At 54.5% G+C, this 26,426-nt stretch carries 26 protein-coding genes; 9 read left to right on the top strand and 17 right to left on the bottom strand.

The window, feature by feature from the left end:
• Positions 1-153 precede the first annotated feature (153 nt).
• Positions 154-1,035, top strand: coding sequence for an NAD(P)-dependent oxidoreductase (locus tag BB497_04220; GenBank protein AVI61963.1), 882 nt, complete (start codon positions 154-156; stop codon positions 1,033-1,035).
• A gap of 87 nt (positions 1,036-1,122) precedes the next feature.
• On the opposite strand, the gene BB497_04215 is transcribed toward BB497_04220, so the two are convergent.
• From BB497_04215 to BB497_04200, 4 genes are all read right to left on the bottom strand, one after another.
• Positions 1,123-1,512, bottom strand: a complete 390-nt coding sequence (locus BB497_04215) for a reactive intermediate/imine deaminase (protein ID AVI61962.1) — start codon at positions 1,510-1,512, stop codon at positions 1,123-1,125.
• A gap of 92 nt (positions 1,513-1,604) precedes the next feature.
• On the bottom strand, positions 1,605-3,743 hold the full coding sequence (locus tag BB497_04210; protein ID AVI61961.1) for a bifunctional GTP diphosphokinase/guanosine-3',5'-bis(diphosphate) 3'-diphosphatase: 2,139 nt from the start codon (positions 3,741-3,743) through the stop codon (positions 1,605-1,607).
• A gap of 49 nt (positions 3,744-3,792) precedes the next feature.
• On the bottom strand, positions 3,793-4,047 hold the full coding sequence (locus BB497_04205; GenBank protein ID AVI61960.1) for a DNA-directed RNA polymerase subunit omega: 255 nt from the start codon (positions 4,045-4,047) through the stop codon (positions 3,793-3,795).
• A gap of 91 nt (positions 4,048-4,138) precedes the next feature.
• Positions 4,139-4,771: a guanylate kinase gene (locus BB497_04200; GenBank protein ID AVI61959.1), complete on the bottom strand. Its 633-nt coding sequence runs from the start codon at positions 4,769-4,771 to the stop codon at positions 4,139-4,141.
• Between the two features lie 214 nt (positions 4,772-4,985).
• Between BB497_04200 and BB497_04195 the strand changes: the two genes are divergently transcribed.
• Positions 4,986-5,681 carry an extensin gene (locus BB497_04195; GenBank protein ID AVI61958.1) on the top strand — a complete coding sequence of 232 codons (696 nt, stop codon included), beginning with the start codon at positions 4,986-4,988 and terminating at the stop codon, positions 5,679-5,681.
• Positions 5,682-5,693: 12 nt separating this feature from the next.
• Here BB497_04195 and BB497_04190 read toward each other — a convergent pair whose 3' ends face one another.
• Positions 5,694-5,945, bottom strand: coding sequence for a hypothetical protein (locus tag BB497_04190; protein AVI61957.1), 252 nt, complete (start codon positions 5,943-5,945; stop codon positions 5,694-5,696).
• A gap of 112 nt (positions 5,946-6,057) precedes the next feature.
• Between BB497_04190 and BB497_04185 the strand changes: the two genes are divergently transcribed.
• Positions 6,058-6,684: a DNA-3-methyladenine glycosylase gene (locus BB497_04185; protein AVI61956.1), complete on the top strand. Its 627-nt coding sequence runs from the start codon at positions 6,058-6,060 to the stop codon at positions 6,682-6,684.
• 11 nt (positions 6,685-6,695) lie between these two features.
• On the opposite strand, the gene BB497_04180 is transcribed toward BB497_04185, so the two are convergent.
• The 3 genes from BB497_04180 to BB497_04170 form a co-directional block, all read right to left on the bottom strand.
• Positions 6,696-7,571, bottom strand: coding sequence for a nuclease PIN (locus BB497_04180; GenBank protein AVI61955.1), 876 nt, complete (start codon positions 7,569-7,571; stop codon positions 6,696-6,698).
• 103 nt (positions 7,572-7,674) lie between these two features.
• On the bottom strand, positions 7,675-8,250 hold the full coding sequence (locus tag BB497_04175; protein ID AVI61954.1) for a histidine phosphatase family protein: 576 nt from the start codon (positions 8,248-8,250) through the stop codon (positions 7,675-7,677).
• A gap of 151 nt (positions 8,251-8,401) precedes the next feature.
• Positions 8,402-9,484: a polyphosphate kinase 2 gene (locus BB497_04170; protein ID AVI61953.1), complete on the bottom strand. Its 1,083-nt coding sequence runs from the start codon at positions 9,482-9,484 to the stop codon at positions 8,402-8,404.
• A 577-nt stretch (positions 9,485-10,061) separates the two neighbouring features.
• Between BB497_04170 and BB497_04165 the strand changes: the two genes are divergently transcribed.
• Positions 10,062-10,367: an XRE family transcriptional regulator gene (locus tag BB497_04165; GenBank protein AVI61952.1), complete on the top strand. Its 306-nt coding sequence runs from the start codon at positions 10,062-10,064 to the stop codon at positions 10,365-10,367.
• Between the two features lie 127 nt (positions 10,368-10,494).
• Here the strand turns inward: BB497_04165 and BB497_04160 are convergent, their stop codons facing one another.
• Complete coding sequence (locus tag BB497_04160; protein AVI61951.1) at positions 10,495-11,373, bottom strand: YicC family protein; 879 nt, start codon at positions 11,371-11,373, stop codon at positions 10,495-10,497.
• A gap of 122 nt (positions 11,374-11,495) precedes the next feature.
• Here BB497_04160 and BB497_04155 point away from each other — a divergent pair, with 122 nt between their 5' ends.
• Positions 11,496-12,245 (top strand): ribonuclease PH, encoded by a 750-nt coding sequence (locus BB497_04155; protein AVI61950.1) that lies wholly within the window; start codon positions 11,496-11,498, stop codon positions 12,243-12,245.
• A gap of 99 nt (positions 12,246-12,344) precedes the next feature.
• Here BB497_04155 and BB497_04150 read toward each other — a convergent pair whose 3' ends face one another.
• Positions 12,345-13,112, bottom strand: coding sequence for an exodeoxyribonuclease III (locus BB497_04150; GenBank protein ID AVI61949.1), 768 nt, complete (start codon positions 13,110-13,112; stop codon positions 12,345-12,347).
• A 138-nt stretch (positions 13,113-13,250) separates the two neighbouring features.
• Here BB497_04150 and BB497_04145 point away from each other — a divergent pair, with 138 nt between their 5' ends.
• Both BB497_04145 and BB497_04140 read left to right on the top strand, forming a co-directional pair.
• Complete coding sequence (locus tag BB497_04145) at positions 13,251-13,910, top strand: orotate phosphoribosyltransferase (GenBank protein ID AVI61948.1); 660 nt, start codon at positions 13,251-13,253, stop codon at positions 13,908-13,910.
• 57 nt (positions 13,911-13,967) lie between these two features.
• Positions 13,968-14,522 (top strand): hypothetical protein, encoded by a 555-nt coding sequence (locus BB497_04140; GenBank protein AVI61947.1) that lies wholly within the window; start codon positions 13,968-13,970, stop codon positions 14,520-14,522.
• On the opposite strand, the gene BB497_04135 is transcribed toward BB497_04140, so the two are convergent.
• Entirely contained in the window at positions 14,519-14,986 is a 468-nt protein-coding gene (locus tag BB497_04135) for a tRNA (cytosine(34)-2'-O)-methyltransferase TrmL (protein ID AVI64252.1), read from the bottom strand. The two genes, BB497_04140 and BB497_04135, sit on opposite strands and share 4 nt — an antisense overlap.
• A gap of 94 nt (positions 14,987-15,080) precedes the next feature.
• On the opposite strand from BB497_04135, the gene BB497_04130 reads away from it, so the two are divergent.
• Positions 15,081-17,150, top strand: a complete 2,070-nt coding sequence (locus tag BB497_04130) for an ATP-dependent DNA helicase Rep (protein AVI61946.1) — start codon at positions 15,081-15,083, stop codon at positions 17,148-17,150.
• A 103-nt stretch (positions 17,151-17,253) separates the two neighbouring features.
• On the opposite strand, the gene BB497_04125 is transcribed toward BB497_04130, so the two are convergent.
• From BB497_04125 to BB497_04100, 6 genes are all read right to left on the bottom strand, one after another.
• A complete protein-coding gene (locus BB497_04125) occupies positions 17,254-18,084 on the bottom strand; it encodes a cytochrome C (protein AVI61945.1) in 831 nt (276 codons plus the stop codon).
• A 191-nt stretch (positions 18,085-18,275) separates the two neighbouring features.
• Positions 18,276-19,199, bottom strand: a complete 924-nt coding sequence (locus tag BB497_04120) for a GCN5 family acetyltransferase (protein AVI61944.1) — start codon at positions 19,197-19,199, stop codon at positions 18,276-18,278.
• A 29-nt stretch (positions 19,200-19,228) separates the two neighbouring features.
• On the bottom strand, positions 19,229-21,067 hold the full coding sequence (locus BB497_04115; protein AVI61943.1) for a glutamine--fructose-6-phosphate aminotransferase: 1,839 nt from the start codon (positions 21,065-21,067) through the stop codon (positions 19,229-19,231).
• 64 nt (positions 21,068-21,131) lie between these two features.
• A complete protein-coding gene (locus BB497_04110) occupies positions 21,132-22,499 on the bottom strand; it encodes a UDP-N-acetylglucosamine diphosphorylase/glucosamine-1-phosphate N-acetyltransferase (GenBank protein ID AVI61942.1) in 1,368 nt (455 codons plus the stop codon).
• Position 22,500: 1 nt separating this feature from the next.
• Positions 22,501-23,622 (bottom strand): thiamine biosynthesis protein, encoded by a 1,122-nt coding sequence (locus tag BB497_04105; GenBank protein ID AVI61941.1) that lies wholly within the window; start codon positions 23,620-23,622, stop codon positions 22,501-22,503.
• A 31-nt stretch (positions 23,623-23,653) separates the two neighbouring features.
• Entirely contained in the window at positions 23,654-24,454 is an 801-nt protein-coding gene (locus tag BB497_04100) for an undecaprenyl-diphosphatase (GenBank protein AVI61940.1), read from the bottom strand.
• Positions 24,455-25,072: 618 nt separating this feature from the next.
• Here BB497_04100 and BB497_04095 point away from each other — a divergent pair.
• On the top strand, positions 25,073-26,422 hold the full coding sequence (locus BB497_04095) for a magnesium transporter (protein AVI61939.1): 1,350 nt from the start codon (positions 25,073-25,075) through the stop codon (positions 26,420-26,422).
• The last annotated feature ends 4 nt before the right edge of the window (positions 26,423-26,426 follow it).

The raw sequence follows: 26,426 nt of genomic DNA, 5'->3' as shown, positions 1-26,426 counted from the left end.
TCCTCTCGTTGCTGCTTAGGATTAATAGTAGCTTGTGACTACTAATCGTGACGGTTAACGGGATGGCAAGGACAAGCAAGTCCTATTGAAGATGTCACATCTCATAGAGACTTTGTATCTGATAGGGAATATTTATCAAGAGGAGTGAGCCAGGTGAAGCTAACTGTATTGATTGTCGGCTGTGGCGATATCGGAATTACCTTAGGTCGCGAGCTACTCAGCGAGGGGCATCGTGTCATCGGTATACGCCGCCAAGCTGATGCTTTACAGGGTAGCGGCATTGAGCCGCTAGCGCTGGATCTCAATGACCTTGAAGGCGCCGATGCCTCGGCGCTGCCTCAAGCCGACTACGTTGTTTACACCGTGAGTGCCGACCGCTTTGAAGAGAGCGCCTATCAAAGTGCTTACCCCGATGGCCTTAAGCGCGTATTAGGTGTGCTGGAGCAGCACAAAAAGCCGCCAAAGCGCATTTTCTTCGTCTCATCGACCAGCGTCTATGGCCAGCAGGAGGGCGAGGTTGTAAACGAGGCAAGCCCCACCGAATCGACCAGTTTCTCAGGCAAACTGATGTGCGAAGCGGAGCAGGCGCTGCTCAACCATTCGCTACCCGGCACCGTCGTGCGCTTTTCCGGCATTTACGGCCCAGGCCGTGACCGGCTAATTCATCAGGTGGCAGAAGGCCGCATTGCCGCCGTAACGCCAGTCATCTACTCCAACCGCATTCACCGGGACGACTGCACCGGCATTTTGGCACATTTAATTCGCTGCCAAGAAAAGGGCCAGCCCCTTTCCGACCTTTACCTCGGCAGCGACTGTGAACCGGTTACCATGCACAACGTAATGGCGTGGTTAGCCACACAGCTAAAAGTGGAGTCCACTGAGACCATGCAATCACCGCTGCGTCGCCGGGCCAGTAAGCGCTGCGATAATAGCCGAATCCGTGAAACCGGTTATAACTTCCGCTACCCAAGCTACAAAGAGGGCTACGCCCAAGTGCTTAAAGAGGGCGGCTTCTTAACGCCGCAAACAATCTAGCCGCTGGCTAGCTATTTTGCGTAAAACACTAAAAGAGCGGCCCTTGAAGGGGCCGCTCTTTTTATGGTGTTCGCGTTTAACCGGTGTTTAGTCGCCAATCACCATCACGGCTTCGGCTTCAACTTGGCTACCCTTGGGCAGCGCCTTCACACCTACCGCTGCGCGGGCGGGGAACGGCTGGGAGAAAAACTCTTCCATAACCTTGTTAACAATGGCGAAGTTGTCTAAATCCACCAAATAGAGGTTGAGCTTCACGATATCGCCAAGCGATCCTGCGGCTTCTTCACATACCGCTTGCAGGTTAGTGAATACCTGGCGTGCCTGGGCTTCGAAATCCTCAGAGACGATTTCCATTGTCTCTGGGTTGAGTGGGATCTGCCCCGACATATACACCGTATTACCTGCTTTAATCGCCTGTGAATAGGGGCCAATGGCAGCGGGTGCTTTCTCAGTGTTTATAACGGCTTTATTGCTCATAGGTGCTCGTGCTCCTTAATGGTGTGAACATGATTATTTTACCCATCACCAGCGCTGCCAGCATTTAGCCGGCGGCTCACTGATACGGGCTATTAATTCGCCATTCGGGTAATTTTGCCGACGTTGGGCAAGTTGCGGATACGCTTGATAATACGGGCGAGATGGACACGCCCTTTCACCGATAGGGTTAAATTAATGGTGGAGAGGCGTGCGTCACGCTCCTCAATGCCGATGCGCTCAATATTAGCGTCAGCATCGGTCACTAGCCCGGCCAGTTCAGCCACCAGCCCGCGACGGCTTTCAATTTCTATGCGCAGCGCAACGGGGAAGTCATCTTCGATCGTTTCCGACCACTCAAGGGTAAACAGTTTCTCGGGGTCGCTTTTCAGATCAGTGAGATTTTTACACTCGCTGCGGTGCACCACTAAACCTTTGCCTACCGAGAGATGGCCCACCACCGGGTCACCGGGCAGCGGGTGGCAGCAGCGGGCAAAATTAATCACCATCCCTTCACTGCCGCTAATCACGACGGCTTTATCGTTTCCCTCGGTAAGCGTTTGGTCACAGCGGTCGCTGTGGGCGACATCCACTAACCGCCGCGCCACCACGTGGGCCATCCGGTTACCCAGCCCCAGCGACTCCAGCAGCGAATCCAACGAGGGAACATCTAACTCGCTAAACGCCTGGCTAAACACGTTTTCATCCAGCTCTTCCAGGCTGGTTTCAAAGGGCGTCAGCGCCTTATTCAACAGCCGGCGGCCCAGCATAATGGCCTCAGCCTGCTGCTGATGCTTAAGCGCGTGACGAATGGCCGAGCGGGCTTTCGCCGTGGTTACAAAATTCAGCCACGCCAGGTTGGGCTTAGCCCCAGGGGCGGTGATGATTTCCAGGGTTTGGCCGCTTTCAAGCCGGGTGGACAGTGGCGCTAGATGACGGTCGATACGACAGGCAATACAGTTATTGCCAATATCGGTGTGCACGCTGTACGCAAAGTCGATCACCGTGGCGCCCTGGGACAGCTCCATGATGTCGCCTTTGGGGGTAAATACGTAGATATCGTCGGGGAACAAGTCATTTTTAACGTGTTCAATAAATTCTAACGAGTCCCCTGCGTGGCGCTGCATCTCTAGCAGCCCTTTTACCCAGGCGCGGGCGCGGGCGCGGGCATGACTACCTTCGGCAATCGGGTGATCGGTTTGCCCTGCTTTATAAAGCCAGTGGGCGGCAATACCGTTATTGGCCATGGCTTCCATTTCACGGGTGCGGATCTGCACCTCAATCGGCATGCCTCGCTGGCCAAATAGCGTGGTGTGCAGGCTTTGGTAGCCGTTTGCTTTGGGTATTGCGATGTAATCTTTAAATCGCCCCGGCACCGGCTTATATAGGTTATGCACCACCCCTAAAATTCGATAGCAGCTGGCCACGTCCTCGGTAATGATGCGAAAACCGAACACATCCATGATTTCTGCGAAGGGTTTGCGCTGGTCGCGCATTTTCTTATAAATCGACAGCAAATGCTTCTGGCGACCAACCACCGTTCCCGGCAGCGCTTCGTCATCTAGACTCTGCTGCAGCGACGACTGAATTTCCCGCATGGCGCTGCGGCGATTACCGCGGGCGCTGGCCACGGCACGCTTAATACGCTCGGCGCGCATGGGGTGAATGGCCTGAAAGGAGAGGTCTTCTAGCTCAATACGGATGGTATTGATGCCCAGACGCCCGGCAATACGCGCATAAATTTCCAGCGTTTCCCGGGCAATACGGCGCTTTTTATCGGGGCGTAGCGCGCCCAGGGTGCGCATATTGTGCAGCCGGTCGGCGAGTTTAACGATAATGACGCGAATATCTCGCGACATCGCCAACACCATCTTCTGGAAGTTTTCCGCCTGGGCGACGGCTTTGTCTTCGAAGGTGATCTGGGTCAGCTTGGATACACCGTCCACCAGCTCAGCAACCGGTTTACCAAACTGCGCCACCAAGGCTTTTTTCGAGACGCCGGTGTCTTCAATGACATCATGCAGCATAGCGGCCATCAAGCTTTGATGGTCCATGTGCATGTTGGCAAGAATATTAGCCACCGCTAGCGGGTGGGTAACGTAAGGCTCGCCAGAGCGGCGACGCTGGCCATCGTGGGCCTGCTCAGCGTAGTAGAAGGCGCGCTTGACCTGCTGGATCTCATCCGGTGGTAAATAGCCGCCGAGTCGGTCGGCCAGGTCATCAATGGTGAACATTTACCGCGCCCCTAATCGGTTCGTAGCCCTAGTCGTTCGGTTCTTAACCTTAGTCGTCGATATGAGGCGTCATTGCAGGACGCGCACGCACCGGGGCTTCAACCGGCTCATCCAGTACCGTATGGTCAACCAGACCCGCGGCTATTTCACGCAGCGCCATCACCGTGGGCTTATCATTTTCCCAGGGCAGCTGCGAATCCCGAGAACCACGGGCCAACTGACGCGCGCGCTGGGTGGAAATCATCACCAGCTTGAAGCGGTTTTCAACATTTTCCAGACAATCTTCAACGGTTACGCGAGCCATGGGGGCCTTCCTGTAATAACGACGCCGGGCCGGCGTTGTTGGACAACGTCGCCGACCAGCGAAAAAAAGAGTGGTAATAGAACCTGATAGATTACTCGACGCTAGGCGCCTGTGACAAGAGCGCGTCGAGCAGTGGCGCATGACGCTCTTGCATGGCGGCCCGTGTTAAGCGGCGGCTAATCACCAGCGACTGCAGTTCTTGCAGCGCAGTAGTGAAGTCATCGTTAATGACCAAGTAGTCATACTCATCAAAGTGCGACATTTCGCTAACCGCATCGCGCATGCGCCGGGCGATCACCGCATGCTCATCGGTGCCACGGCTGGCAAGACGGCGCTCTAACTCACTGCGCGATGGCGGCAGGATAAAAATCGACACCGCCGAGGAAAACTGTTGGCGTACCTGCTGGGCGCCCTGCCAGTCAATCTCTAAAATAACGTCCTGCCCCGCATCTAGCAGCGTTTGTACTGCTTGGCGCGAGGTGCCGTAGTAATTATCAAAGACCTTGGCATACTCAAAAAAGTCACCACCCGCGATCTTTGCTTCAAAATCGGCCACAGGAATAAAGTGGTAATTGACGCCGTCCACTTCCCCTTCGCGCTTATTGCGCGTGGTGTGCGACACCGACACTTGAATACCATCAAGGCTTTCGATTAGCTCGCGAACCAAGCTGGTTTTGCCAGCACCCGATGGGGCAGACACGATAAAAAGCGTACCCTGGGACATGAAGCGCTTCCCTAGTTAGCAAAAAGCGAGTGAAAAGTTGCTCAAGCTGTTGGCAAAACAGGCGATAAAAATAGCCGCGCCAACGGTTTGTCATTATTGGCAGCGCTGCTACTGTCTGCACTTGCCCTACACAAACATGCATAAAGTAACGTGCAGTATCGCACACCCATGGCGTGGGCTGTAGGGTTTCGCGCAGAGCGATAAGGAGATCAGCATGCGTAGTACGATAATGATTTTATGCTTCATTGCCCTCGGGGTAGCCTTACAGAAGGGAGTCATCGAAGTTCCCCGCCATTGGGCACCTTGGGCGCCGCTTTATGTCGATGACCCCATCACGCCCATCACTCAGCTTAAGCTCAAACGCTTAAACGATAACCGTCAAGCCTGCTTAGCCGCACTGGATACAGTGCCCGAGAGTGAACTTCGCTATACCCCTCTGGCCGACTACGCCCCCACCGACAGCTGCCCACTCAGCAACGTGGTACGCATGCAGTCCAGCAGCGTGCGTTTCAACCAAAGCTTTGTGGCTACCTGCCCGCTGGCCCTGGCTTGGGTGATGTATGAACGCCACGCCCTTCAGCCCGCCGCAGAAGAGATTATGGGTAGCCGAGTGGCCCAGGTGAATCATGTGGGCAGTTTCGCCTGCCGCAATGTGTATGGTCGCGAGTCAGGCAGGCGCAGCGAACATGCCACCGCTGAAGCGTTGGACGTAACGGGGTTTCAGTTTGAGAGTGGCCAGCGCGTAACACTACTTAATCACTGGGAAGATGATGGTGACGTTGGTGAGTTTTTGCGGGCAGCCCGGGATGGCGCCTGCGATACCTTTGGTAATGTGCTGGGGCCAGACTACAACGCCGCACATGCCGACCATTTTCATTTAGGCATGCGCGGCTTCCGGCTTTGCCGATAAGGGGCCTGCTCGTTAATCCAGGCTGATATCGTCTTCATCCGTGGCAGCACCGGTCGCGGCACCTACGCCACCACCAATCACCGCGCCCTGGCCAACGCTTCCACCGGTGGCGGCAGCAGCACCTGCGCCAACAGCGGCACCCACTCCAGCACCGCTGGCAGCACGTTCGCCAGTGGTTGAACCGCAGCCAGCTAGCACCAGCATTAACGCGGCAATGGCACTCAGGGTTAGTACGCGTGAAGTCTTCATTACTTGAGTATGCATAGCGTCACCTCCTTATGAGTTGCACCCTTATACCCTAGAAACGATTAGCCCTTTTTGCCACCTTTTATAAGCAACGCTATTAGCCCTAAACTCTTATTTAAAGAGGCCGAGAATGACAGCTAAGGACACAGCCGTTAGCAAAATTGAAAAAGCCATGGCGGCGCTCGCTGAGGCCGATGCCGATATTGCCCGTGCCTATCCCCTAGTGGGTGCGCCCTTGCCCCGCGAACGCGACCCTGGGTTTGCCACCTTCTTCTCAACCATCGTCAGCCAACAGATCTCCACCGAGGCGGCCCGCGCCATTATGGGCCGGGTCAATACATTACTGCCGGAGTTACACGCCAAGGCTGTGCTGGAAGTGGAGGGCCAAGCGCTGCGCGAGGCGGGGCTCTCATGGCGTAAGATTGAGTACGCTAAGGGGCTTGCTGAAGCGGAGTTGGCAGGCACCTTTAGCGCTGATGGGCTTGAACAGCTAAATGATAACGAAGCCATTGCCGCCATTACCGCGCTACGCGGCTTTGGCCGTTGGAGTGCAGAGATCTACCTGATGTTCTCACTGCAACGCCCCGATATTTTCCCCGCCGACGACCTCGCCCTGCGAGTTGCGCTGGGCCGCTTGAAGGGCATGGATAACAAACCCACGCCCAAGCAAGCCCGCCAGTTGGTAGAGCACTGGGCTCCCTGGCGTAGTGTAGGCTCGCTGTTTCTGTGGCATTACTATCGCGGCGAACCCCTGTAGGAGAGTGGTCTTCAGAGCGTTAGCCCGCCAAATTTGCCGTTCTGATAGTCCTCAACCGCCTGGACGATTTCTTCGCGGGTATTCATCACGAAAGGGCCATGGGAATAAACCGGCTCATCAATCACCTCGCCGTGTCCAAACAGCAGCCGCGCGTTACTGCTGGCGCCGATGTCCAGGCTATCACCGTCGCGATTCACTTCAATCAAATGGTGGGACTTAACGGGCTCGCCGCCTACCGTCACATCGCCATCTACCACATAGAGAAATACCTGCCGACCTGACGCAACGGGCAGTTGCTCGTGGCTACCGGCAGTCAGCCTTAGTGTCGACATAAACACGCCCGTCAGCGTGTCGATAGGGCCCGCGCTTCCCTGCCACTCACCGGCAATCAGGTTTAGCTCCCCGCCGCCCGGCAGCGCGATAGCGGGTATGGATGCTTGCTGCAGCCCCACATAGCGCGGCTCACTCATTTTCAGGTGCGACGGCAGGTTGACCCACAGCTGTAAAATCTCCAGCGAGCCGCCGTCGCGTAAAAACTCCGGCGGCGAAATTTCCGCATGCACAATACCGCTGCCCGCGGTCATCCACTGCACGCCGCCCGCGTGAATCACGCTTTGATGCTGGGCGCTGTCGGCGTGGGCAAGCGAGCCTTCTAAAATAAACGTCACCGTCTCAAAGCCCCGGTGCGGGTGTGGGCCAAACGGCAGACCGCGATTATTGGCCGGGTACGTCTGCGGGCCGTGGTGATTCAAAAACAGAAACGGATCAAGCTGATCCAGCCCTGGCCCCGGCAGTGGCCGCCGGGTGACTAAATCGCCGATATCATCGCGCTCGGCCGGATGCTGGGCGATCACGCGACGTGCTGTTGGGGTAGTGTCTGGTGGCATAATTTACTCCTTATCAACACTGCCCAGCGTAAAACCTACCGCAGCGGATAAGGAGCGAATAATTTGCCGCGCTTCATTGAAGTAAATTGTTATAAACCCAGCCTCACTCCCCGTTACTACTTAGCGACCCCACTACGTTCAGCACCTGCCCCTCTGGGCGTACAACGGCCATATCACCCGAGCGCACTACGCCCCCAATAAGTGCCGTAATATTGACCTGATGCGTTACCAACATCAGATTGCCCGGCCCTTGCCACGCCATAATATTGTCGCGCAGGGCCTGGGTTAGCGCTTCCCGCTCGCCCGGATTGCGAAAGAAAGAGTCTAACCACGGCGTTGGCTCAACGTCTCCCAACGCTAGCTGCTCGGCGGTCTCTAACGCCCGGCACCAGCGCGACGAATATACCGCGTCAATGGGCACTTCCCGCTCACGAAACGCCTGGCCTACCCTCACTGCCTGAGCACGCCCCTCCGCCGATAAATTACGCTGGGTATCGCACTCTTCAAGCTTGAACGCTGGTGGGTCGCCGATTCCTGGCGCCAGCGCATGGCGCATTAAGATCACCAAGCCACCTTCTTGGAGGGCTTGCCAGGTGGCGGTGTTGGCGTGGGTGGTGAGGGGGAGCATGCTCAGCATACCGAGCAGGAGAGCGAAAGAGAGGTAGCGCAAAGTCAGCATGGCAGGGCATCCTCAATCAAGGTAGAAGCACCATTGCCTAGCGTGTTGCTAGTACCAGCGGCAAAGCTAGTTGGGTGCTAAGTTAACAGTAGCACTAGATGCTAGCCTTGCACTGCCTACCTATGGGCCGAGAATACCTCTCCACGGGGCTTTAGCCGTTAGAAAACTCAGCACGACCTACCACCAAGGGATCAGTTGCCCCAATGTTATTAATATCTTTACCTTCATAATCGAAGGCATTTAATACGTAGCGCATGGCATTTAAGCGCGCACGTTTTTTGCAGTTCGACTTGATGACCACCCAAGGGCACTCAGAGTGATCCGTATGGAAGAACATGGTCTCTTTAGCAGCCGTGTACTCATCCCATTTTTCCAGCGATGCCAAATCAATCGGGCTCAATTTCCAACGTTTGAGTGGATGTAGTTCACGCTCTTTAAAACGACGCTGCTGCTCTTCACGACTGACCGAAAACCAGAACTTGATGATATGCACTCCGCTGCCCACCAAGTTGCGCTCAAGTTCAGGCGCTTGACGTAAAAAGTCCTGGTGCTGCTGGTCGGTGCAAAATCCCATGACCCGCTCAACGCCCGCCCGGTTGTACCAGGAGCGGTCAAACAGAACGAGTTCACCGTGCGTCGGCAAGTGTTTAATATAGCGCTGGAAATACCACTGCCCCTGCTCTGTTTCTGTCGGCTTTTCAAGCGCTACGACCCGGGAGCCACGCGGGTTTAGATGCTCCATAAAGCGCTTAATGGTGCCGCCCTTTCCTGCAGCATCGCGACCTTCAAAAATAATGACGACACGCTGACGCGTTTTTTTAATCCACGCTTGAAGCTTTAGCAGTTCCACCTGAAGGTAGTATTTCTGCTTTTCGTACGTTTTACGAGACAGCCGGTGCTTGTAGGGATACGGCGCGGAGCGCCAATCGTCGACTAACGCTTCATCCTTTGAAACCGTGCGACCTTTTTCGAACTGTTTCCAATGCAGCAGCGCTTTTTTCAGCTCAGCCACGTCATCCAATGACGCACCTTCGATAATATCAGCAACCGCTTTTAGCGTTTCTTCATGAGGCTCAGGAAGCGGGCCTTTTAACCCCAATATATCGGCAATGGCAACTGCCTGCGCCTCTTGGGCACCATGAGTCTTCTTCACAACGCTAAATTCATCAACCCATGAGGGTTGCCCTTTGGATAGCGTGTCTGCCGTTTTGTTATCGCAGCTTGTTTTGTCCATTGTACTTCTCTCTTATCAACGTTCACGACAGCGGGGCTAAACATCATATAAAATGCTAATGCGCCCTACCGTGATACGCATCAAAAACGCCAAACAGAACAGCTGTGTAAACCTACTTTTTTTGCACCTGAGCGAGGCCACCTGCTGGCGACGGCAAAAACCAGATAACGCAAGCACGCGGGCAGGTACGCCAAGCCGTGAATACGGCCATGGTGCAGAGCTACTGGGAAGTAGGTCGCTTAGTTGTCGAGCACGAACAGCAAGGCTGTCGTCGTGCCAAGTATGGTAAGAAGCCGCTACAGCAGCTCTCACAACAGCTAAACGAAGTTGTGTAAAAGCTTTGATGTCCGCAACCTACGCAATATCCGCCAGTTTTATCAAAGCTTTCCGAAACGGAACGCAGTGCGTACCGAATTGAGCTGGGTGCACTATCGAACTCTACTACGGGTGGAGAATGCCCAAGCCCACCACTAGTAGTTGCTAGAAGCTATCCATCAAAGCTGAAGCGCCAAACTCTAGGACTATGTTCCCGTAATTCAATTAAAAATAGGAATATAGCCCTATTACTGGTGATTGTATGGCTAAGCGAAATTTACACAGCGTGCTGTTTCCAAAGCAACGCAAAATTCTCACTCATTTTGGTGAGGATTTGTTGCTAGCGACGAAGCAACGTGGGTTAACCAAAAAGATGCTCTGCGAGCGCACGGGCTTTGATCATAAAACCGTGAACAAGGTGTTTGCTGGTGATCCTGGTGTGGCAATTGGCACCTATTTAAAAATTATGGCCGTGCTGGGCATGGAAAGTAACTTCTCTGAAGTGGCCGCACATGACGAGTTAGGCATCAAACTGCAAAATATCAAGCTTCTGGAAGGCTCAAAATGAGCCGTGAATTGGTAGAGGTGTATGCGGATTGGCATCCCATTGAGCAACCACTGTTAATTGGTCAGTTGGCTTATAGTGACTCAAGCCGTGGCGGCGTCCTTATCAATGCAGCAAAACCAATACTTTATCACTCAATATTCTGAATCTGCTCCCGCATCTGCTCAATCAGCACCTTCAACTCCACCGCACAACGCGTTGTCTCTGCCACCACGGATTTCGACGAGAGCGTATTCGCTTCACGGTTAAGCTCCTGCATTAGAAAATCCAGGCGGCGGCCTTTGGGGCCTTTCTGGGCGAGCTGGTGGCGCACTTCTTCGATATGCGCAGTTAGGCGGTCTAACTCTTCGTCCACATCAGCTTTTTGCGCTACTAGTACCAGCTCGGCTTCCAGGCGCTGGGGGTCGAGTTCGGTCTTGGCGATTTCTAAACGCTCTAGAAGCTGAGCGCGTTGGCGCTCTAGTATCTGCGGCAGCAGGCTGCGTACGGTGGCTACTTGCTCGCTGACAGCGTCTAGGCGGGTGGTGATCATCTCAGTGAGCTTTTCGCCTTCCCGGGCGCGGGCGTCAATTAGCCCGTCCAGCGCTTGGTCAAATAGCCCTTTGGCGGCGGCTTTGATGGCGTCTTGGTCTAAGTGCTGGGTTTCCATCACGCCGGGCTGGTTGAGTATCGCCAGCGTATTAGGCGGTATAGCACTGGGTACTTGCTCTTGAATAGCTTCTAAAGCGTTGGCGATCTCTTTGAGCCGTTGGGCGTTTACGGCGGGGGCTAGATTGGCTTCGGCAGCCTCAAAGCGCAGGCTGCACTCTACTTTGCCTCGTGCTAGTCGGGTGCGTAGGGCGTCCCGCAGCAGCGGCTCTAAATCACGCAGCGCATCAGGCAGGCGAAAATGCGGCTCTAAATAGCGCTGGTTTACCGAGCGGATTTCTACCTGCAGCGTGCCAAAAGCGGCTGCCTGCTCGGTGCGGGAAAAGGCGGTCATGCTGTGTACGCGGCTGGAAGTGGCCATAGTGCATCCTGATAGTGGGCAACGGTTATTCACCAGTCTACCCGATAGGCCAATCAGCGTGCGCCTAGACGTGTACAATGGTCGGCTTTTCCCTGAAACGCGTTTATTGAGAGGTGCTATCTGTGAGCAGTGCTAAGCGTCCTGATGTTGTTCGCCCCAGCGGTCGCGAAGCTGGCCAGCTCCGTGAAATTCGTTTAACCCGCGACTTCACCCGCCATGCAGAAGGCTCCGTGCTGGTGGAATTTGGCGATACCAAGGTGCTGTGTAATGCGAGCGTGGAAGCAGGCGTACCGCGCTGGCTGCGCGGTAAAAATCAGGGTTGGATCACTGCTGAGTATGGCATGCTGCCCCGCGCCACTCACTCGCGCAGTGTCCGTGAAGCTACTCGTGGTAAACAGGGTGGCCGGACCTTGGAAATTCAGCGGTTAATTGGCCGCAGCCTGCGCGCCGCAGTGAATTTGAAGAAGCTGGGTGAGTTCACCATTACCGTAGACTGCGACGTTATCCAAGCCGATGGGGGTACGCGTACCGCCGCGATTACCGGCGGCTGCGTGGCCCTAGTAGATGCTATTCGCTATCTACAGCGCGAGAAGAAGATCAAAGGCGACCCCTTTAAACAGCTAGTCAGCGCGATTTCGGTGGGTATTTATAAAGGTGTGCCGGTATTGGATCTGGACTACCCGGAAGACAGCAAAGCCGACACCGACCTGAACGTGGTGATGACCGAAAGCGGCGAGCTAATCGAGGTGCAGGGCACTGCGGAAGCGGGTGCGTTTAATCGCGCTGAGCTAAACGCGATGCTTGATCTAGCCGAGAAAGCAGGCGATGAGCTGCGCGAAAAGCAGCGTGAGGCGCTAGGGATTCGTGGTTAATCACGCAAAGTATTAACGCGCGCATACGCAAACAGGCCAGCTTATAAGCTGGCCTGTTGCTTGTTACCATGGCGGAGCGACGCGGGAAGTAGCTAACGCTTAGAGCGCTAAATCATACTCAACGATTAGCGGTGCGAACTCAGAGAAGGTCGCATCGTAATCAATCCACGCGTCTACCACATGGCGACGGAAGTTGGGGCCGACCAGTTGGTAGTCAATCCGCCAGCCTTCTTGGCGCTCACGGGGCACGTCTTGATTGAGCTTGGGCCACCAAGTGTATTCACCCGCATCGCGATTAATTTCGCGGAAGGTGTCAATAAAGCCCGTTGGGCCAAGCACTTGATCCATCCAGGCGCGCTCTTCCGGACGGAAACCAGAGGTCAGCTGGTTGTCCGACCAGTTAGCCAAATCGACCGTTTTGTGGGCAATATGCCAAGTACCACAGATGATGTATTCACGACGTTTGCGTGACATCTTCGTCAGATACTCTTGGTACTGTTCCATAAACGCTTGTTTGGCTTTTTGATCACTCCCATCAGGCATCAGGAAGGTAGCAATACTGAAGCGGTCATAATCCGCCTGCAGAAAACGCCCTTCGTGGTCGCACTGAGGAAACCCCAAGCCGTACATAATGGCCTTGGGGATTTTGCGGCAATAGAGTGCCACACCAGAGAAACCATCTTCTTCGGCATCCAGGAAGTAGCCTTCGTAGCCTTCCGGATAGAGAATATGATCACCCAGTTCAAAACTTTTTGCCTTGATGTTCTGCACGCAGACCACGTCGGCGTCCTGCTGAGCCAGCCAGTCCAGGAAGCCACGGTCGACGGCATCACGTATACCATTGACATTGATGCTGGCAATTTTCATAAATCGTCCCTTTTGCGTCGCTGCTGTATGATACCCGACGTTTAGACGTTTGGGTAAATAGACAAACAAAATCTTGCTATTTAACCCCGTTTTATTATTGCGTTTGACTTACATTCCTATCGACAAGAGAAGACCGCTGTGGCTACCACTCTACAACCCTACCAACGCGATTTCATTGCCTTCGCTATTGAACAGGGCGTGCTCAAGTTTGGCGAGTTCACGCTTAAGTCGGGGCGAGTAAGCCCTTACTTCTTTAATGCGGGCCTGTTTCAGACCGGCCGCGCCTTGGCCAAGCTGGGCCGATTCTACGCCCAAGCGATTGTCGATAGCGGCCTAAAAGCCGACGTGCTGTTTGGCCCGGCGTATAAGGGCATACCGCTGGCAGCGGTTACGGCAGCCGCTCTGGCCGACCACCACGACCGTGATATGCCCTACGCGTTTAACCGCAAAGAGGCCAAAACCCACGGTGAAGGCGGTAATATTGTCGGCGCGCCGCTTGCTGGCGATATTTTGATCATTGATGATGTGATTACCGCCGGTACCGCGATCCGCGAGGTAATGGGCCTGATTAAACAGAGCGGTGCCCGTGCAGGCGGCGTGATCGTTGCGCTAGATCGCCAAGAGCGCGGCCAGGGCGAGCAGAGCGCCATTCAGGAAGTTCAGGCCCAGTTTGCTATCCCGGTCGTCAGCATCGTCAATCTAGAGCAAGTGCTGACGTACCTGGAAGAGCATGCCGGGGGCGAAATGCTAGCTTACGCCGAGGCTGTGCGGGCCTACCGCGACCGTTATGGCATTTAACATATCGTTATCTACCCCACATTTTTTAGAAGCAACTGTATAGATTAGGAGCAATCGATGCCACGTTGGACACCTCTGCTAGTCGGAGTAACTGCACTGTGGGCGGCAAGTACTGCGCAAGCAGGAAGTTTTGATCTTAACCTTGGCAATAACGCCATCGAGCTTAACCTTGCCGCGCCCATTGCCGAGGGTATCGCCATTGGTGCGGGTGTACTGCATAGTGAATACCGCGAAGATGCCACCATGCTGCATGGTCAAATCATGGGCGTCGAGCGTAATCGCCGCATGGACATCGGTGTAGGGGCGCGCTGGACGCAGTTTAATACGGATTACGGCAATGGTGGCGGGTTAGGCTTAGGCGGCTACGGCTATGTCTATTTACCCAATGCTCCTGCGGTTTCGGTTGGGGGTTACGGCTTTTTTACGCCCAGTGTGGCCACCAGCGGCAAGCTTGATGACAGTTTTCTAGCTGGCGCTCGTATGCGCTACGATTTTACGCCTACCGTTGATGGTTATGTGGGGTATCGTCGTATGACCGCTGATTTTGACGACCAACGTAGCTCGCGCACGCTTGATAATAGCGTGCACGTCGGGGTTAATTTACGTTTTTAGTCGCCTGCGCCAGCAAATTCATGCTGGCGCCACGCTTCATAGCTAACGATAGCCACCGCGTTAGAAAGGTTCAGGCTACGGTTATTGGGCTGCATGGGAATGCGCAGCTTCTGTGCGGCGGGCAACGCTGCGTGCACCTCCGCAGAGAGCCCGGCGGTTTCCGAGCCAAACAGCAGCACATCGCCAGGGGCAAAGGCGGCGTTACTGTGGACTTGAGTCCCTTTAGTGGTAATCGCCCAAATAGTGCGCCCCTGCATCGCGGTTTGAAACGCCGTAAAATTCGCGTGGCGTGTCACGTTGGCTAAGTCGCGGTAGTCTAAGCCCGCGCGACGCAGCTTTTTCTCTTCGAGATCAAAGCCTAGCGGTTCAATTAGGTGTAAACGACAGCCGTTGTTGGCCACCAGGCGCATAATGTTGCCCGTATTGGGGGCCATTCGCGGTTCAAATAGCGCTACTTCAAACATCACCACCTGCCTATTATTGCTCATTGTGCATTCGCCAGCGCCGCTGATTGTAATGGAATTTGCCCAGAAACACTTGTAGAGGTCACCCTTCGCCATGACGCCCCAACCGCCAATGAGCATCCTTAGCCGTATTAAAGGGCTCAACCCGCGCCAGCAGGAAGCGGTGCGCTATATCGATGGCCCCTGTCTTGTACTGGCGGGCGCAGGTTCCGGTAAAACCAGCGTGATCACCACCAAAATTGCCTATTTGGTGCAAGAGTGTGGCATGAGCGCGCGTAAAATTGCCGCCGTGACCTTTACCAACAAAGCCGCTCGGGAAATGAAAGAGCGCGTTGGGCAAATGCTGAAGGGTAAAGAGGGCCACGGGCTAACGGTGTCGACATTTCACAACCTGGGCCTGACGATTATTCGCGGCGAGCTAAAAACCCTGGGTTACAAACCGGGCTTTTCGCTGTTCGACCCGGAAGATGCCAAAGCGCTGCTGCGCGATTTGATGAACAAAGACGCCCAGGTAGACGCCGAGCAGATCAACGCAGTGCAGAGCAAAATTTCCACCTGGAAGAATGATTTAGTGCTGCCCAGCGATGCGCTCTCATTTGCTGCGGATGATGACGAGCACTTTGCCGCCAGGGTCTATGAAGCCTATGTGCGCCACCTAAAAGCCTATAACGCGGTAGATTTCGATGACCTCATTCTATTGCCAGTGGTACTGCTAAGCCGCGACCCGGAAGCGCTTGAGCGCTGGCGGCGTAAAATTCAGTACATGCTGGTAGATGAGTACCAGGACACTAACGTTTCCCAGTACCTGCTGGTGAAACTGTTGATGGCCGAACGGGCCACGTTTACCGTGGTCGGCGACGACGATCAGTCGATTTATGCTTGGCGGGGTGCGCGGCCTGAAAACCTGGTTACCCTTGGAGAAGACTTCCCACGCCTGAAGGTCATTAAGCTGGAGCAGAACTACCGCTCCACCGGCACTATTTTGCGCGCGGCTAACACGCTAATTGCCAACAACCCCCATGTGTACGATAAAACCTTGTGGTCGGATATGGGCGATGGCGCGCCCATTCGCGTGATCGTCAATCGCCATGAAGACGCAGAATCCGAGCGGGTCGCCAGCGAGATGCTCACTCGGCGCATCAAAGAGAAAGCCGAATGGCGTGATTTTGCGGTGCTCTATCGGGGTAACTTCCAGGCGCGCTTATTAGAGCTCAAGCTCCAGCACTATCAAATCCCTTACAAGCTCTCCGGCGGGACGTCGTTTTTCTCCCGCAACGAGATCAAAGACACCATGGCCTACCTGCGGCTGCTGATTAACCCCGCCGACGACAACGCCTTTTTACGCATTGTGAACGTACCGCGGCGAGAAGTAGGCCCCGGCACCGTGGAAAAACTCGCTAACTACGCCACCGAACGCTCTATTTCGCTGTTTGCCGCCTGTCATGAGATGGGGCTAGAGCAAACGCTGCCCACCCGGGCCGTGGAGCGGCTAGCGCGCTTTACCCATTTTATCGACAGTGTCCGCAAGCGCATGGATCAAGACGATGCCATCGCCGCCATTCGTGACATGCTGCGGGATATGGATTACGAAGCGTGGCTCTATCAAAACGCCAGCGCGCCCACGGTGGCTGAACGGCGTATGGCCAACGTGTGGATTTTAATTGATCAGTTGGAGAAGTCGCTTAACCGAGAACCAGAAGATGCCAATGATTCCACGGCTACCGAAACAGACGGCGTGGAAGCAGCAATTTCCCGTTTAGTACTGCGGGATATTCTGGAACAGCAGGCTGAAGAGGATGACTCCGACCGGGTACAGCTACTCACCATGCACGCCTCAAAAGGGCTGGAGTTCCCCCATGTCTATTTAATGGGTTTAGAAGAAGACTTGCTGCCCCACCGCAACGCCATAGAGATGGGCACCGTGGAAGAGGAACGGCGACTAGCTTATGTTGGCATTACCCGGGCGCGGCGCACACTGACATTGACGCTTGCACGCCAGCGCAAAGCCTACGGAGAGCTGATGGACTGCCAGCCCAGCCGCTTTTTAGACGAGCTGCCCAGTGATGATTTGGAGTGGGAGGGTCGCGCGGATAAAGAGGACCCGGAGAAAAAGCAGGCGCGGGGCAAGGATGCTATTGCCGGGCTACGCTCGCTGTTGGGCTAAGTGACCCGTAGCGCTATCAGTAAAAGTGATAGGCAAAAAAATATCCACAGGCGAGTTTAAAACCCGCCTGTGGATAACGCACTCTACCGCTGGCTGCTATGAATTACTCAGCTTCAGCAACCATGTAATCGACAATGGCCATGACTTCTTCATCTTCAAGACGCATGTTGCCACCTTTGGGCGGCATAGCGCCGATACCCCCAATAGAGTTGGCATACAACGTATCGATGCCTTTATCGAGACGCTCTGCCCACGCATCTGCATCACCTAGCACGGGGGCACCCGCTACGCCGTTGTTATGGCATGCTGCACAACCAGAGGTGCCGTAAAGCGCTTCACCGTCTAAGCCGTTACCAGCACTGGCGACGTCTTCTTCGCTAGCGGCGGTGGCCTCATCAGCAGCTTCTTCGGCAGCAGCTACGTCTTCACTAGCGCCTTCCTCAGCCGTGGTTTCTTCAGCCGCTGCATCATCGGCTGCATCACCACCGCCTAGCTCGGGCACATCCATCACTGGCTCAAGTAGATAGGCCGTTGAGGCTTCCATCTCTTCATCAGAAAGGTTGGGGTTACCGCCACGGGCAGGCATTGCGCCAATACCGTTGATGGAGTGTTCCAGCAGCGTGGCAAAGCCTTGCTCGATGCGCTCAGACCAAGCCGCTTCGTCACCACGAACCGGTGCACCGGCGGCGCCTGTTTCGTGACACGCCATACAGACACGGTCATAGATGCTGGCGCCATCAATACTGTCGCCGCCATTGCTAGCGGCCGCTGGGGCTGCTGCCGTACCACACTCTTGGCCCTGTAAACAGAGCTGGCCTACGGGTGCTAGGCGCTGGGCCATTGCGTCACGTGCGGCATCGTCGGCATAAGCACCGGATGTGCCTGCCATGACGCCAAGGGCTGCCAGCCCGCTCATGATCAGCTTAGATTTCACTCTCACCACCTCTTGAGTATTGTCATAAAACGTTTGTGCTTAACCCCTGCGCGCACCGACCCGTTGCGTCGAAACGCCAAGACATGCGTATCGGGCTAGTATACCGAGAACCCAAAGAGTAAGAAAATGCTACTAAGCGCCGCAATTTAACCTACTTCAACCTTATTCACGAATGCTCTCCCAAAAGTGGCTCATTCCGGCCACTCTTCAGGATGCCAGGCTAATAAACGCTGTTGGGCATAGCACCTAAATCCGCAGCGTTCATAAAGCCGCTTGGCAGGCACGTTGCTAGCATCCACCGTTAATACTAACTCGTTAGCCCCCGTTTGTGCCGCCAGCGCAAAGGCGTGCTTGATGATTGCCTGGCCTAGCCCTTTTCCCCGCCACGCAGGCAGTAGCCCCATCAAGAGTAGTTCACAGCGCGGGGTGGTAGGGTAAGGCGCCAGCAGTAAGACGCCTACACACTGTTTTTCAACCCCTTTTTCACACGCTTCTTGATAGTGCACCTGATACCAATGAGCAGGCGCTTGGGGCGCTTTGGTATAGAAGCCAGCCAGCAGTTCATCTATTGAAAGCAGCTGGTGCAAAGCAGGGCAGTCTAAAGAGTCCTGGCTAACGGCCTCGACTAAGGTTAGCTGCTGTGCGGACGTTAGCGCGCTGAAAGGAACTAGGGTTATCAACGGTGTAGAAGGCTGCTTGCCTCCTGTGCTACACCGAAGATGCTCAAGTTCGGCCATAGGCCGCATACCTTGGGCTACCAACGGCGCTTGCCACGCAAACTGCTGCGGCGCTAACAGGGTATGGCAGAGCGTAATCCTTTGCTGCTTTGCCCATTGGCACGCCACGTTTATTAGCGCAAGGCCCGTGCTATCCAGCATCTTCGGTAACCATAGCTGAGCGGTACGGTTGGCTAACGGTTGAACCCACACCGCCGCTGCAATTCGCCCAGCCTGCTGGGCTATCCATAGGCCTTGCCAGTTAAAAGTAGGGGTCTTCTTCACCTCCGCTAGCGCTTCCTGCAATCCAGGCTGCAAGGCGGCATCGTGTACTGCGGCTAAATGCAGCAGCGCCTCCCGCCGCTGGGCGGCGGGGCATTCGACAAGCGTAGCGTTCAAAAAACACCTCGCTGTGGAACTTGGAGTAATTACTCGACAGTTACGCTCTTTGCCAAGTTACGGGGCTGATCCACGTCGGTACCTTTTAGCACGGCAACATGGTAGCTGAGGAGTTGCAGCGGTAGGGTGTAAAGAAGCGGCGCCAGCGCTTCATGCACTTGGGGCAGCTCCAGTACACGAATATCATCTTGCTCGCTGATACCCACGCTGTGGTCGGCAAACACAAATAGCTGGCCGCCTCGGGCGCGTACTTCCTGCAGATTGGATTTAAGCTTTTCAAGCAGGTCATCGTTAGGCGCAACCGAAATGACCGGCATTTCACTATCTACCAACGCCAATGGCCCGTGTTTAAGCTCGCCAGCGGGGTAGGCTTCGGCATGAATATAGGAAATTTCTTTCAACTTAAGCGCCCCTTCAAGTGCGATGGGGTAGTGGGCGCCACGGCCTAAAAACAGCGCGTGGTGCTTTTCAGCAAACGCCTGCGAGAGTGCTTCAATTTGGCTATCCAGCGCTAAAACCTGTTGGCAAAGCGCGGGTAGCTGACGCAGTGCCGTGACGATCTCAGCGATCAAGTCGGTTTTTTCGGGCTGACCTTTGGCTTTGCTCACCGAGAGCGTCAGCAGCATCAGGGCGACTAACTGTGTGGTGAACGCTTTGGTAGAAGCTACGCCAATTTCCGGGCCTGCCCGGGTCATCAGCGCCATATTGGACTCACGCACCAACGAGCTGCCTGGTACGTTACAAATCGCCAAGGTACCTAGGTAGTTGAGCGTTTTGGCAAAGCGGAGCGCGGCCAAGGTATCGGCGGTTTCTCCCGACTGAGATAGGGTGACAAAGAGCGTGCCTTCGGGCACTACAGGGTGGCGGTAGCGATACTCAGAGGCCACTTCTACCTGCACCGGAACCCCAGCGTAGCGCTCAAGCCAGTAGCGCGCCACTAACCCCGCATGATAGCTGGTGCCGCAGGCAATAATATGAATATGGCGGGTGTTTTCAAACAGCGCCTGAGCCTCTGGGCCGAAGCTTTCCACCAGCACGCTGCTAGCACTTAAACGGCCTTCAAGGGCAGCGTTGATCACCTCCGGCTGCTCAAAAATCTCTTTCAGCATGTAGTGGCGGTAATCGCCTTTACTAGCGGCGCCGTCACCGTGTTCAAAGGTATGAATGGGCCGTTCTACCCCATTGCCCTGGTGATCCACAATGCGAATAGACCCTTGCTCGCCAAGTTCTACTAAATCGCCCTCCTCTAGGTAGATAAAGCGGTCGGTGACCTGCAAAAGCGCCAGCGGGTCAGAGGCTAAAAATGCCTCATCAATTCCCACGCCCACGACGAGCGGGCTGCCCTGGCGTGCGCCAACGACGATGCCCGGCTCAGCAGCACTCATTACGCCCAGTGCATAAGCGCCGCCCAACCCATTCACAACCTGCTGGATGGCCTCAAACAGACCCAACCCGCTTTGCAGTTTATCTGCCAGCAGGTGGGCAATAACTTCGGTATCGGTTTCTGAGGTAAAGGTATAACCGCTCGCTTGAAGCGTTGCCTTAATGTGTTCGTAGTTCTCGATAATACCGTTGTGCACCACGGCAACCTGGTCGCTACTATGGTGCGGATGAGCATTGGCTTCAGAAGGCTTGCCATGGGTAGCCCAGCGGGTATGGGCGATACCGGCGACGCCGGGCAGCGCCGACTTGGCTAGCTGCTCTTCAAGGGCTACCACTTTCCCCAAAGCGCGATGACGGGTTAGCGCGCCGTCATGAAGCACCGTCATGCCAGATGAGTCGTAACCGCGGTACTCTAGGCGTTTAAGCCCTTCTAGCAAGATTCCTTGCACATTACGTTGCGCAACCGCAGCGACGATGCCACACATAGACGATTCTCCTTGGCGTTTTAGCGCGCTTTTAGAACACTAATAAAGTAAATAACCGGCCGAATTAATTGGTCTTTTTCACCGGACGCGGCCAGCCAGCTTTTTCCAGCTGCCGGCTACGGGTGACAGCCAGCGCCTGATCGCTAACGTCTTTAGCGATGGTGGAACCAGCACCCACGGTAGCCCCTTTACCCACGGTGACCGGCGCAACAAGCGCACTATTGGAGCCAATAAAAGCGTCATCACCAATCACCGTGCGGTGCTTATTGGCGCCATCGTAATTACAGGTAATCGTACCTGCACCGATGTTAACGTTTTTGCCTAAATGGGCATCGCCAACGTAGCTTAAATGGTTGATTTTGCTGCCTTCTCCCACCTCGGTATTTTTGGTTTCAACAAAGTTGCCAACCTTAGCTTTGACCGCTAATCGCGTGCCGGGGCGTAGCCGTGCATAGGGACCTATCTGGTTCAGCCCGGCGGCTACCGTTGCTTCAATAACGCTGTGGCTCTCGATCACGCTTTCGGCGCCAATCGTGCTGTTTTTAATCACACAGTAGGGACCAATCCGCACACCTTCACCAAGCGCTACTTCCCCTTCAAACACACATCCCACGTCAATAAATACATCGTGACCACAGGTCAGCTTGCCACGTATATCAAGCCTTGCCGGGTCAGCAAGGGCAACCCCTTGTTCCATCAGCTTATCGGCCAGCTGCTGCTGATAGGCACGCTCTAGCCGGGCCATCTGAGCGCGGTTGTTCACCCCTTCAACCTCTACTGCGGTGGCTGGTTGGGCGGTACATACTTTAATGCCATCTTTAGCGGCCATGGCAATCACATCGGTTAAGTAGTATTCACCCTGGGCGTTTTCAGCGGAAAGCTGGGGGAGCCAGCGTTTTAGCTGGGCGCTGGTCATCGCCATAATACCGGTATTGCATTCGGTAATCGCCAGCTGTGCGGGAACGGCATCCTTTTGCTCAACAATAGCTACCGCGTCACCTGCCTCGTTACGCACAATGCGCCCATAACCGGAAGGGTCGTCTAGAGTGACGGTTAACAGCCCCATATGCTGCTCATCCACCTGGGCTAACAGGGCATTTAACGATTCGCGTCGAATCAGCGGCACATCCCCATAAAGCACCAGCACGTTACCACTACCTAACTGGGGCTGCGCTTGGGCAACCGCGTGGCCAGTGCCTTTTTGCTCAGCCTGAATGGCAAAGGAAACAGCACTTTCAGCGAGCGCTTCGCGCAGCTGTTCAGCGCCATGACCAATCACGACGTGGGTACGCGTTGGGTTAAGCCCAGCCGCCGTATCCAGCACGTGTTGTACCATGGGCTTGCCTGCCAAGGTGTGAAGTACTTTGGGCGTTTGCGAGCGCATGCGGGTGCCTTTTCCCGCGGCAAGGATGACAATATCGAGGTCTTGCATCTTATTCACCTGTGGCCGTTTGGCGTGGGGCAGACGGGTCTTCCCAGGCATCAATACCTAGTTCCTCCACCAGCGCGTCACCGAAATAGTTGATAAATGCGGGGGTGCCAAGGCTTTGCCATTGGCCTTCATCAATTTTAATTAACAACAGCGCATTTAGATCGTGCTCCAGTGCCAGCTGCATACCGGCTTCACTGCCGGTTACGGTTAGCGCGGTGGCCCAGGCATCGGCCCACGCATTAGAAGGGTGAAACACGGAAACAGACGCTAAACGGTTATTGACCGGGCGGCCGGTGCGCGGGTCGATGGTGTGCGAGTAGCGCTCGCCATCTTCCTCAAAATAGTTGCGGTAATCGCCTGAAGTCGCCAACGACATATTGTCCAGTGGCAGTATATGTTGCGCCTCCTGCGGCCCCGTATGAGGTACTTCGATGCCGATACGCCACGGTGTTTGCTCATCAGGATGGCGATAACCACGCGCAATAATGTCTCCCCCTAGGTTCACCAAGTAGTGCTCGATGCCCTGTTGATCAAGGTAGGCAGCTACGCGGTCGACACCGTGGCCTTTAGCAACGCCAGACAGGTCGGCGAATACATCACGCGTACGCCGCGCCTGCATGCTTTGGGTGTCTACGTCGATCGCGTCATACCCTACGATAGCTAAGCGCTCGTTTAGCTCGTCCTCAGAAGGCACTTCTTCCGGGCGGGCTTCTGGGCCAAAACTCCATAAATTGACCAAACCGCCCACGGTAATATCGAACGCACCGCCACTCTCCTCGGATACCGACCGACTAATAGAGAGCACTTCAATCAATTCATTAGAGAGGGGCTGCCACTCGTTGAGGGGTGCCTCGTTAAAGGCAATCAGCTCTGCATCGTCACGATAGGTCGACATCGCTTGATCAACGCTCTCAAGCTCTGCCAGGAACCCCTCTTCAAGCGCGTTAGCCTCGCCTTGGGTCAACGGATCCATCACCGTTACCTGATAGAAAGAGCCAAAGATAGCGCCTTCAAAACGAACGGGAGCATCCAGGGGGCGATCGTTTTCTGAACAGCCTGCAAGTAAGAAAGTGGCTAGCAGCACTACGCCGACAGCACCTGACAAACGGTGGTAGCGATTCATTATATTTCCCTTGAACAATTAGGTATGCGTATTAAAAGTGGAAAAACCACAGTAGCCAAGCACCAAACAGCACCCGGTACACTACAAACGGCTGCATCCCCAGCTTTTTAATAATAACGAGGAAGTAGTGTATGCAGAGGTAAGCACTGATGCCTGATAGCAGAGCGCCCATCAACATAGCCGGCCAATCGATCAGTTCGGGGTTTTGAATCAGCCCGACCACTTCCAAGCCACCTGCCAAAATAATCACTGGAATAGAAAGCAGGAAAGAGAAGCGTGCCGCCCCTTCTCGGCTCATGCCCACCAGCAGCGCAGCGGTAATGGTAATACCGGAACGCGAGGTGCCTGGAATCAGCGCCAGCGCCTGGGCAAAGCCGATAATCAGTACATCTTTCAGGCCCAGGCTATATTCACTACGTGTCCCGCGCTTTTTCCAGTCGGCATACCCTAACAGCAGTCCAAAACCAATGAGACTGATGCCGATAATCAACGTTGAGCGCATCTGGTCTGCTATCAAATCACGGCTTAAAAAGCCTATGACACAAACGGGTAATGTCGCTAGCGCCACCCAGAATCCTAACCGGGCGTCTTCATCGACCCCTTTACCCTGTAGAGCGGTGACGCTGCTTTTGAGCATCCGCAAAATTTCATATCTAAAGTAAAGAATAACGGCGGCTAAGCTCCCTAAATGAAGGGCAACATCAAAAGCTAAGCCTTGGTCTTCCCAGGCAGTGAGCACCGGCACTAGAATTAGGTGGGCTGAGCTTGAAATTGGCAGGAACTCGGTCAATCCCTGAACTACCGCTAATACAACAACTTGTAGCCAATCCATACGGCATCCCAATGTCAGTGAATAGTAAGCGAGAATGGACACAAGAATACACGTCAGATGAGGTGCTGTCCGCCTGCAAATTTTAAAACATTGACATCGTTTGTGGGGGCTTTTAGCATGGCGCTGCTTTTTAGTAGTGTTTTTAAATAAAGCAGTATTAAAAAGCTCATCGCTACAGCGTCTAACTTATAGACGATTACCTTTCTAATTGATTAACGAGGTTACGAGAGCAGCCCATGGAAGATCCCAGTAGTCGATTATGCATGCGTGAGGCAGCCTATAGGCTTGGCCCGTTAGCGCATACGACTAGCCTTTAAGCGCTCTCTGCTCTTTCAGGCTATCGTAGCCTGACACCTCTTATTTTGCCTACCTTACTTGCTGCCTCGCGCTCATCGCGAGGTAACTGTGTTACTCGCCATTACCAATAATTGATCGTACTGCGTTTAAGATGATGCATAGTGATAGTTAAGCCCATGATCACAAGAAAGATCATTGCTAACTATCCTAACACTCCCTTAAGCGCCGTGGATTTATAACACTCTTATAACGCTTGCAAACTTATAAGCGTTATAAGACAGGGTTGTCTCGCCTTTAAAACGGATATTCCGGAGGCGACACATGAGCTATGCCGTATTAGCTGCGTCATTACGCAGCGCTATGCAGCGCAATGACCAAAGCGCGATTTCCCACGTTGTTTCAGAAATGCAGCCTGCTGATATTGCGGATTTTGCCCGCTATGAACCAGCCTATACCGTGCTCTCTCTGCTGATGCTGCTACCCGAGGAGCAGCGTGGCTCTACATTTGGCTACCTAGAGGCCGAACAGCAGCGCGATATTGCTGAAAAAATGACAGATGAGGAGCTCGCAAAATTAGTCTCTTCAATGGATGCAGATGAGCGTGCTGATCTGTTTCACCTTGTGGAGCCTGGCCGTCAACCGGCCATACTTCGCCAGCTCTCTAAACGTGAGCGCGATGATCTGCGCAAACTAGCCAGCTATGAGGAAGGCACCGCTGGTGCGGTAATGACGTCCGAGTATGTAGCTGTCCCTGACAACATTGACGTTGCTGAAGCGTTAAGCCTACTACGTGCTAGTGCGCCGGATGCAGAAACGATCTATCAGATCTACTGTGTGGACACGCTAGGGCGCTTAAAAGGAGCGGTTTCACTGCGCCAGCTGATCTTAGCGGCGCCTCACCTGCCCATCACGGAGCTGATGGTTGAGGATGTAGTCTTCATCACTGCGGATACGCCCCAAGAAGAGGCAAGCCGACTTATTGCGCGTTACGACTTGTTGGCGCTGCCGGTGATTAACGGAGGTGAGCGCCTAGTCGGCATCGTCACCTACGATGATGCGATGGACGTCGCCGAAGAGGAAGCCACTGAAGACATACATAAAGGCGTCTCAGTGGGCAAACTGGAGGGCAGCCTACGCTCAGCTAGTTTTTTTGAGCTCTACCGCAAACGCGTGGTGTGGCTTGTGCTGTTAGTGTTTGCCAATATTTTTTCCGGCGCGGGCATTGCCCATTTCGAAGAAACCATTGAAGCCTATATTGCGCTCGTCTTTTTCCTTCCCCTGCTGGTTGATAGCGGCGGTAACGCAGGCTCGCAGGCTGCCACGCTGATGGTTCGTGGGATGGCAACCGGCGATGTACGCACCCGTGACTGGGCAAAAATGCTAGGCCGTGAAGTAGGCGTGGCACTCGGGCTTGGCTTGACGATGGCGTTAGCAGTATCAGTCGTAGGTGTTTTCCGTGCAGGGACGGAAATCGCCATGGTGGTGGCGCTCTCCATGGTACTGATTGTGATGGTCGGCAGCCTAATCGGTATGATTCTGCCCTTCATTTTGCAGCGGTTTAATGTTGATCCAGCGACCGCCTCGGCGCCACTGGTCACATCTATTGCTGACGCGTCAGGGGTGCTGATCTACTTTGCGCTAGCTACCGCTATCCTGGGCCTGCCCAGCTAATGAA

Source organism: Halomonas sp. GFAJ-1 (assembly GCA_002966495.1).
Lineage (GTDB): Bacteria > Pseudomonadota > Gammaproteobacteria > Pseudomonadales > Halomonadaceae > Vreelandella.
The sequence above is the reverse complement of the archived record's forward strand: the minus strand, read 5'-3'. Positions and strand labels throughout refer to the sequence as shown.

Bases quoted from the DNA above. Each gene is read 5' to 3' on its own strand.
- BB497_04195 (AVI61958.1), top strand. From the start codon at position 4,986: ATGCGTAGTACGATAATGATTTTATGCTTCATTGCCCTCGGGGTAGCC.
- BB497_04165 (AVI61952.1), top strand. From the start codon at position 10,062: ATGGCTAAGCGAAATTTACACAGCGTGCTGTTTCCAAAGCAACGCAAA.
- BB497_04110 (AVI61942.1), bottom strand. From the start codon at position 22,499: ATGCAAGACCTCGATATTGTCATCCTTGCCGCGGGAAAAGGCACCCGC.
- BB497_04130 (AVI61946.1), top strand. From the start codon at position 15,081: ATGACGCCCCAACCGCCAATGAGCATCCTTAGCCGTATTAAAGGGCTC.
- BB497_04095 (AVI61939.1), top strand. From the start codon at position 25,073: ATGAGCTATGCCGTATTAGCTGCGTCATTACGCAGCGCTATGCAGCGC.
- BB497_04185 (AVI61956.1), top strand. From the start codon at position 6,058: ATGACAGCTAAGGACACAGCCGTTAGCAAAATTGAAAAAGCCATGGCG.
- BB497_04115 (AVI61943.1), bottom strand. From the start codon at position 21,067: ATGTGTGGCATCGTCGCTGCGGTTGCGCAACGTAATGTGCAAGGAATC.
- BB497_04215 (AVI61962.1), bottom strand. From the start codon at position 1,512: ATGAGCAATAAAGCCGTTATAAACACTGAGAAAGCACCCGCTGCCATT.
- BB497_04150 (AVI61949.1), bottom strand. From the start codon at position 13,112: ATGAAAATTGCCAGCATCAATGTCAATGGTATACGTGATGCCGTCGAC.
- BB497_04100 (AVI61940.1), bottom strand. From the start codon at position 24,454: ATGGATTGGCTACAAGTTGTTGTATTAGCGGTAGTTCAGGGATTGACC.
- BB497_04210 (AVI61961.1), bottom strand. From the start codon at position 3,743: ATGTTCACCATTGATGACCTGGCCGACCGACTCGGCGGCTATTTACCA.
- BB497_04135 (AVI64252.1), bottom strand. From the start codon at position 14,986: ATGTTTGAAGTAGCGCTATTTGAACCGCGAATGGCCCCCAATACGGGC.
- BB497_04190 (AVI61957.1), bottom strand. From the start codon at position 5,945: ATGCATACTCAAGTAATGAAGACTTCACGCGTACTAACCCTGAGTGCC.
- BB497_04180 (AVI61955.1), bottom strand. From the start codon at position 7,571: ATGCCACCAGACACTACCCCAACAGCACGTCGCGTGATCGCCCAGCAT.
- BB497_04175 (AVI61954.1), bottom strand. From the start codon at position 8,250: ATGCTGACTTTGCGCTACCTCTCTTTCGCTCTCCTGCTCGGTATGCTG.
- BB497_04200 (AVI61959.1), bottom strand. From the start codon at position 4,771: ATGTCCCAGGGTACGCTTTTTATCGTGTCTGCCCCATCGGGTGCTGGC.
- BB497_04105 (AVI61941.1), bottom strand. From the start codon at position 23,622: ATGAATCGCTACCACCGTTTGTCAGGTGCTGTCGGCGTAGTGCTGCTA.
- BB497_04205 (AVI61960.1), bottom strand. From the start codon at position 4,047: ATGGCTCGCGTAACCGTTGAAGATTGTCTGGAAAATGTTGAAAACCGC.
- BB497_04170 (AVI61953.1), bottom strand. From the start codon at position 9,484: ATGGACAAAACAAGCTGCGATAACAAAACGGCAGACACGCTATCCAAA.
- BB497_04160 (AVI61951.1), bottom strand. From the start codon at position 11,373: ATGGCCACTTCCAGCCGCGTACACAGCATGACCGCCTTTTCCCGCACC.
- BB497_04140 (AVI61947.1), top strand. From the start codon at position 13,968: ATGCCACGTTGGACACCTCTGCTAGTCGGAGTAACTGCACTGTGGGCG.